Annotated in this window: 6 protein-coding genes and 1 pseudogene; 1 reads left to right on the top strand and 6 read right to left on the bottom strand. The window is 60.0% G+C overall.

Features of this window, described 5'->3' with window-relative positions; all coding sequences use genetic code 11:
• The 3 genes from D6877_RS10465 to coxB all read right to left on the bottom strand — a co-directional run.
• Positions 1 to 236 (bottom strand): cytochrome c oxidase assembly protein (locus tag D6877_RS10465; protein ID WP_178083666.1); only part of this gene is annotated, 236 nt, incomplete at its 3' end.
• Positions 237 to 362: 126 nt separating this feature from the next.
• Positions 363 to 1,949: a cytochrome c oxidase subunit I gene (gene ctaD, locus D6877_RS10460; RefSeq protein ID WP_016772327.1), complete on the bottom strand. Its 1,587-nt coding sequence runs from the start codon at positions 1,947 to 1,949 to the stop codon at positions 363 to 365.
• A gap of 82 nt (positions 1,950 to 2,031) precedes the next feature.
• Positions 2,032 to 3,159: a cytochrome c oxidase subunit II gene (gene coxB / locus D6877_RS10455; protein WP_016772326.1), complete on the bottom strand. Its 1,128-nt coding sequence runs from the start codon at positions 3,157 to 3,159 to the stop codon at positions 2,032 to 2,034.
• A 370-nt stretch (positions 3,160 to 3,529) separates the two neighbouring features.
• Here coxB and D6877_RS10450 point away from each other — a divergent pair, with 370 nt between their 5' ends.
• On the top strand, positions 3,530 to 4,180 hold the full coding sequence (locus D6877_RS10450) for a hypothetical protein (RefSeq protein WP_130910702.1): 651 nt from the start codon (positions 3,530 to 3,532) through the stop codon (positions 4,178 to 4,180).
• A 136-nt stretch (positions 4,181 to 4,316) separates the two neighbouring features.
• Here the strand turns inward: D6877_RS10450 and D6877_RS10445 are convergent, their stop codons facing one another.
• From D6877_RS10445 to D6877_RS10435, 3 genes and pseudogenes are all read right to left on the bottom strand, one after another.
• Positions 4,317 to 5,843: a SulP family inorganic anion transporter gene (locus D6877_RS10445; protein WP_016772324.1), complete on the bottom strand. Its 1,527-nt coding sequence runs from the start codon at positions 5,841 to 5,843 to the stop codon at positions 4,317 to 4,319.
• A gap of 90 nt (positions 5,844 to 5,933) precedes the next feature.
• Entirely contained in the window at positions 5,934 to 6,662 is a 729-nt protein-coding gene (locus D6877_RS10440) for a carbonic anhydrase (protein ID WP_016772323.1), read from the bottom strand.
• A 237-nt stretch (positions 6,663 to 6,899) separates the two neighbouring features.
• Positions 6,900 to 7,399: pseudogene (locus D6877_RS10435) on the bottom strand (radical SAM protein); the annotation flags it as partial.

Below are 7,399 nucleotides of genomic sequence, written 5' to 3'. Positions count from 1 at the left end.
GGGTAAAAGTCCCACGGCATGTCGGCGGTGTTGGTCGAGAGAAACTGCACGCGCACCTGGCGCGAGGTGTCGACCACTTGCTCGCCTGAGTACTGGCCGCCGGTCTTGCCGTTGATGCCGAACGCTTTGCACATCACGTCATAGATCGGCACCAGAGCAAAACCGAAGACGAACATCGCCACCACCACCAGCAGCAGGCGGGTGACGAGTTTCTTCAGCGAGATCGAGTCAGCCATGATTTTCAGCCTCCACATGAACCCTTGTGGGAGCGAGCCTGCTCGCGAAGCAGACGCCGCGGTGCTTCAGACACACCGCGTCAGCGTTCTTCGCGAGCAGGCTCGCTCCCACAAAGAACTCCATGTTCATTTCACTTCCGGCGGCGTGGTGAAGGTGTGATACGGCGCTGGCGACGGCACGCTCCACTCCAGCCCTTCGGCACCGTCCCACGGTTTGGCCGGGGCCGGTGCGCCGCCACGGATGGTCTTGATCACGATGAACAGGAAGAAAATCTGCGTGGCGCCGAACATGAATGCGCCGATCGACGAGACCATGTTGAAATCGGCGAACTGCAGGTTGTAGTCCGGAATCCGCCGTGGCATCCCCGCAAGACCCACGAAGTGCATCGGGAAGAAGGTCAGGTTCATGCCGACGAACGACAGCCAGAAGTGCAGCTTGCCGAGGGTTTCGTCGTACATGTGCCCGGTCCACTTCGGCAGCCAGTAATAGGCCGAGGCGAAGATGCCGAAGATCGCCCCGGGCACCAGCACATAGTGGAAGTGCGCGACCACGAAGTAGGTGTCCTGATACTGGAAGTCCGCCGGGGCGATCGCCAGCATCAGCCCGGAGAAACCGCCAATCGAGAACAGGATGACGAACGCCACCGCAAACAGCATCGGCGTCTCGAAGGTCATCGAGCCCTGCCACATGGTGCTCGCCCAGTTGAACACTTTCACACCCGTCGGCACGGCGATCAGCATGGTCGCGTACATGAAGAACAATTCGCCCACCAGCGGAATGCCGACCACGAACATGTGGTGCGCCCAGACGATGAACGACAGGAACGCGATGCTCGCCGTGGCGTAGACCATCGAGGTGTAGCCGAACAGCGGCTTGCGCGCGAAGGTCGGGATGATCTGGCTGACCGCGCCGAACGCCGGCAGGATCATGATGTACACCTCGGGGTGGCCGAAGAACCAGAACACATGCTGGAACAGCACCGGGTCACCGCCGCCGGCAGCGCTGAAGAAACTGGTGCCGAAGTGAATATCCATGAGCATCATCGTCACGCAGCCGGCGAGCACCGGCATCACTGCGATCAGCAGAAACGCGGTGATCAGCCAGGTCCAGACGAACAGCGGCATTTTCATCAGGGTCATGCCGGGGGCGCGCAGGTTGAGGATGGTCGCGACCACGTTGATCGCGCCCATGATCGAACTGATGCCCATCAAGTGGATGGCGAAGATAAAGAACGTCACGCTTTCCGGTGCGTAGGTCGTCGATAGCGGCGCATAAAAGGTCCAGCCGAAATTCGGTCCGCCACCCGGGGTGAACAGTGTCGAGACCAGCAGCAGAAACGCCGCCGGCAACAGCCAGAAGCTGAAGTTGTTCATCCGGGGCAGGGCCATGTCCGGCGCGCCGACCATCAACGGAATCATCCAGTTGGCGAGACCGACGAATGCCGGCATCACCGCACCGAACACCATGACCAGACCGTGCATGGTGGTCATCTGGTTGAAGAATTCCGGCTGGACGATCTGCAGACCGGGCTGGAACAGCTCGGCGCGAATGACCATGGCGAACGAGCCGCCGAGCAGGAACATGCAGAAGGCAAACCACAGGTACAGCGTGCCGATGTCCTTGTGGTTGGTGGTCAGCACCCAGCGCATCAGGCCTTTGGCGGGGCCGTGGGCGTGGTCGGCGTGACCGTGGTCATCGATGACAGCGCTCATGGCCGGTCTCCTTTACGAAAGTGGACGGGGCAGGCCGGGGCTCGCTGCCCCGACCGGTTCACTGAATACGCAATTGACCGGCTCATTTGCTTTCCGCCTGTTTCAGCTCCAGCACTTCTTTTGGCGTGACCATGTCGCCCTTGTTGTTGCCCCAGGCGTTACGTTCGTAAGTCACGACCGCTGCGATATCGACTTCCGACAGCTGTTTGCCGAACGCCGCCATGGCGGTGCCGGGTTTGCCGTGGTAGACGATGCTCAGGTGATCCTTGATCGGCCCGGTGGCGATTTTCGAGCCCTTGAGTGCCGGGAACATCGGCGGCAGGCCCTGGCCTTCGGCCTGGTGACAGGCCACGCAAGTGGTGTGATAGACCTTGTCGCCGCGCTCCTTGAGCTCGTCGAGGGTCCATTCCTTGCTGGTCAGTTCTTTGAGCTGTGCGGCTTCGGCCTTGCGCTCGGCGAGCCATTTTTCGTAGTCGGCCTGTTCCTTGACCTCGACCACGATCGGCATGAAGCCGTGATCCTTGCCACACAATTCGGCGCACTGGCCACGGTAGAGGCCGGGCTTGTCGATACGCGTCCAGGCCTCGTTGACGAATCCGGGAATCGCATCGCGCTTGACCGCAAATGCCGGCACCCACCAAGAGTGAATGACATCAGCCGAGGTCACCAGAAAGCGCACCTTGGCGCCGATCGGCAGCACCAGCGGCTTGTCGACTTCGAGCAAGTAATGCTCGCCCTTGGCTTCTTTGTTGTGAATCTGTTCGGCGGGGGTGGCCAGGTTGCTGAAGAACTCGACGTCCTGGCCCAGGTATTTGTAGTGCCACTTCCACTGATAACCGGTGATCTGGATATCGATGTCCGGCTCGCTGGTGTCGTACATCTTGATCAGCGTTGCGGTGGCGGGCACGGCCATGGCTACCAGGATCAGCAGCGGCACGATGGTCCACATGATCTCGACGCCGGTGCTTTCGTGGAATTTGGCCGCGACCTGGCCGGTAGAGCGGCGGTGCACCATCATCGACCAGAACATGGCGCCGAAGACGATGATCCCGATCACCACACAGATCCAGAAAATGGTCATGTGCAGGTCGAATACTGCGTGACTGATTTCAGTCGCTCCAGGCGCCATATTCACAGTCCATGCCGCGTTGGCCGGGCTGAAAATCGACCACAACAGGAGGCCCATCCAGACATGTGGATGTCGCATCATTGCGGGTTCCCCTTATCGTTCTTGTTATCCCGCCGGCGTATCGCCTGCGGCAAGGGAGCGGCTGCATCAGACTACGAACTTGAATCGCCGGGCCTTGCTGCGGGTGCAGTCGGGCGTCATCAGCTAACTCCATTCATTGGCGAGTATAGACAGCGCCCGGGATTTGCAACCCGGGCACGTAAATGAGCTGAAACACCCGGCGCTTGCGTTCAAGTGCCCGAATGGAGAAGGATGCAGACGAGTGGTGGCGAATGGATATAACGCAGCTGCATCAAGGATGAAATAATTATGACAAATGCGTCTTAGCGTTTTTCGTAAGCCAGCTAAGTTATGTCTTCCCTATTTCATTGCCTTGTTTCCTGGAGTTTTCATGAACACCGCCGCATTGCGCGAGCAGATCCAAAAAGCCCAACAGCACGAAAAAGACACCGGCCTGCTGACCCGTCAGCTGGAAAGCAAGCTGCCTCACCTGCACCCGGCGATCCAGTTGCCGGAAGCCGACGCCCAAGGCGTGCTGACGCGTTTTGTTGCCGCCTACATCGATGAAGTACCGGACCTGCTGGATGCAGCCAATGAAGTCGCCAGGGAAGCGGGAATCGAATCGCAGATCAAACCGGTGCTGAAAATCGCCGAGCAGTATTTCCTCCAGCCGCCGGCGATCATGGCCGGGCACGTCGGCCTGGACAGCCTGCTCGACGAAGCCTATCTGGCACACCGTTTTGTCGAAGAGGTCAACGACCTGTACATCAAGCACTTCGGCCAGCCATTGATCCCCTTGGACATGACGGTCGCCAACCTGATTGCTCACCAATTGATCGGTGAGGAATTTGCCAACCAACTGGACGAAGTGGTGCATCACGCGATCGACGAGATGCTCAACGAAGAGAGTTTTGCTTTGGAGTCGGTCGAAGCCTATCGCGAGAAACTCAGTAGCCCGGACACTGGCGCGGCCTGGAAACGCTGGCCGTGCATGAGCCGCCGGTTGGGTGTGGGGCTTGAGCTGGATCAGCCTGCCGCGTAACCCTCATACACCATAGATGCAATGTGGGAGCGAGCCTGCTCGCGAATGCGGTCGATCATTCAACATCTCTGTTGGCTGATACACCGCTTTCGCGAGCAGGCTCGCTCCCACAGGGTTTGCGTTTTGAGGTCGACTTCTAACCCGCCGCACCAATCCCGGTATTGGTCCGCACCCGCCCCTCAAGCCGTCGCTTCAACCCGCGCGATTCGATCAACAGCTTCGACCCCTTCGCCGCATTCGCCCGGCCCCATTCCTCAAGCAACTCGAGACACGAATGGTCGATGTAGCTCAGGTTGTTCAGCGGCACATGCACCGTCGTGCCGTGGGGAATGCTGCCCAGCACCTGCGTCAGCGCCGGCACTTTGAGGAACGTCGCTGCACCAACCAGACGCAACTCCATTTCGCCGTCCTGCGGCAGGTCGATCAGGCTGATCTTCAGGCGCGAAGCCTTGAACGCCAGCTTCAACATGGTCAGGCCGAAACCGATCAGCACACCAGTGAGCAGATCAGTGAAGATGATCGCCAGCGCCGTCGCGGCATAGGTGAACATCGGCATGCGTCCATAACGACCCAGACCACGGAAGGCTTTCAGGTCGACCAGTTTGAAGCCGGTATACACCAGCACCCCCGCCAGACTCGCCACCGGAATGCTTTGCAGCACGCTCGACAGCAACAGCACGAATGCCAGCAGCCACAGGCCATGGAAAATCGTCGAGTAGCGTGTGGTCGCACCAGCCTGAACGTTGGCCGAACTGCGCACGATCACCCCGGTCATCGGCAGCGCGCCGACCAGACCGCAGAGCATGTTGCCGACACCTTGCGCCGACAGTTCACGATCGAAGTCCGAACGCACGCCGCTGTGCATGCGATCCACCGCCGCAGCGGATAGCAGGGTTTCGGCACTGGCGATAAACGCCACGGCGAACGCGGCAATCAGCAGTGTCGGGTCGGCCAGATTCATCAGGTCTGCCGGCTTGAGCCAATCGATCGCTTCGGCCAGGTTCGCCGGCACCTCGACGCGCTTGACCTGCAACGCCAGCATCAGGCTCGCCACCGTCGCCAGACCCACACCGAGCAATGCGCCGGGAATGAAGCGCAGCGAATGCGGGCGGAATTTTTCCCACAGCCACATCACCGCAATCGTCGACAAGCCGAGCAGACCCGCCTGCCAGCCGAACGACGGCAAGGCTTGCGCTACGGCCGCCGGGAACGCCGTGAGGTTGTCGAGCCCGGAAGGCTGCGGCTTGGCATCGAGCATCACATGGATTTGCGAGAGCACAATCAACACGCCAATGCCCGCGAGCATGCCGTAGACCACCGCTGGCGCCGTGACGCGAAACCAGCAGCCAAGCTTCAGGCGCCCGGCGACCAGTTGCAGAAATCCGGCGAGCAGCAGGATCGGCCCGAGCATCTCCACGCCATGCTGGCGCACCAGTTCGAAAACCAGCACCGCCAGACCCGCCGCCGGACCGCTGACCTGCAATGGCGAACCCGCCAGCCAACCGACCACCAGACCGCCGATGATGCCGGTGATCAGACCTTTGGCCGGCGGTAGCCCTGAGGCAATCGCGATACCCATGCACAGCGGCAGGGCGACCAGAAACACAACCACGGAAGCCAGCAGCTCCCGTGGCAACACAGCTTTCAATTGAGCCGCACGCATGGCGATTCTCCCGAAGTTTTCTTCAGGCGTGGCGAGGCCGGGCCGCTGAATCAGCGGCCGGCGTCATACCACACAGATTGTTGGGAAGATTTAGAAGCGCGCTTTGGGCGTCGCCACAGGAATCGGATGGCTGCCGTCGAGAGGCAGGAAACGACCCTGGTCCGCGTCGTAAGCTTTGATTTCGCTGGTTTCGATGTTGTAGACCCAGCCATGGATGAACAGATGACCGTTCGCCATGCGCGAGGCTACCGAAGGATGGGTACGCAAGTGCTGCAGTTGGGCGATGACGTTTTCCTCGGTGAGGATCGGCATGCTGTCTTTTTCGTCGGTGCAGTTGCAGTTGTCGTGCACCATGGTTTTCGCGACTTCAGCGTGGCGCAGCCAGGCTTTGACCGTCGGCATTTTTTCCAGGCTGTCGGGGTTGAGTACCGCGCGCATGGCGCCGCAATCGGAGTGGCCGCAAATGATGATGTGCTGCACGCCCAGCGCCAGTACCGCGTACTCGATAGCGGTGGAGACGCCGCCGTTCATCTGACCGTAGGGCGGCACCACATTGCCGACGTTACGGGTGACGAACAGATCGCCCGGCGAGCTCTGGGTAATCAGCTCGGGAACGATGCGCGAGTCGGCGCAGGTGATGAACATCGCCTTGGGCGCCTGGGCGGTGGCGAGCTTCTTGAACAGTTCTTCCTGCTGCGGAAAAACATCATGATGAAAGCGTAAAAAGCCATCAACGATCTGTCGCAGTGCTGCATCGGCGGATTGTGCTTCAGGGCTTTGCGCCGAGGCAGCCAACGACTGTTTATCCTTGTCACTCATGATTCATCCTCTTGTGCGGATTCAGGGAGTCTTCCCCGGTATTCCGGTATGAAGCCAGTGGCTGTTTAAACCATCCGGGTCATCCCGACCCGTCAGTCACTCGATGAACAAGGTAGCCGCCGAAACTTAACTGAAACTGAATGAAACGCTCTAGAACGTGTGTTCCAGGTCACAAAAAACGTGACTGGCGTGTTTCGGCGGAAGGATTCCAACCCGTCAACCCAAAGCCAATTGTCGCTAAATCAACGACATCTGGCGACCCGGCGGACAGAAGGCCGAGCAGTCGAGGTTATAGCCCTCGCGTTTGTTCAGGCCAAGTTTTTTGATGGCCTTGGCAAATCTTTGTGCGAGCAGGTCGGCAAACGGCCCCTCACCACGCATCCGCGCGCCGAATCGGCTGTCGTAGAGTTCACCGCCGCGACTCTGACGGATCAGACTCAGCACATGCGCGGCACGTTGCGGATAGTGCGCCTGCAACCACTCCTCGAACAGCGGCGCAACTTCCAGCGGCAGGCGCAACATCATGTACGCGGCGCTCTGCGCACCGGCAGCGTGAGCCTCGGTGAGCAGGCTTTCGATTTCGCTGTCGTTGATCATCGGAATCATTGGTGAACACAGCACGCCCACCGGAATGCCTGCTTCGCGCATCACCCGGATCGCACGCAGGCGTGCCTTGGGCGCTGCGGCGCGCGGTTCGAGGATGCGTTTGAGTTCATCATCCAGCGTGGTCAGGCTGA

The organism is Pseudomonas sp. Sample_9 (assembly GCF_004307535.1).
In the GTDB taxonomy this organism is placed as follows: domain Bacteria; phylum Pseudomonadota; class Gammaproteobacteria; order Pseudomonadales; family Pseudomonadaceae; genus Aquipseudomonas; species Aquipseudomonas mercuritolerans.
This window is presented reverse-complemented; position numbering and strand designations above follow the sequence as displayed.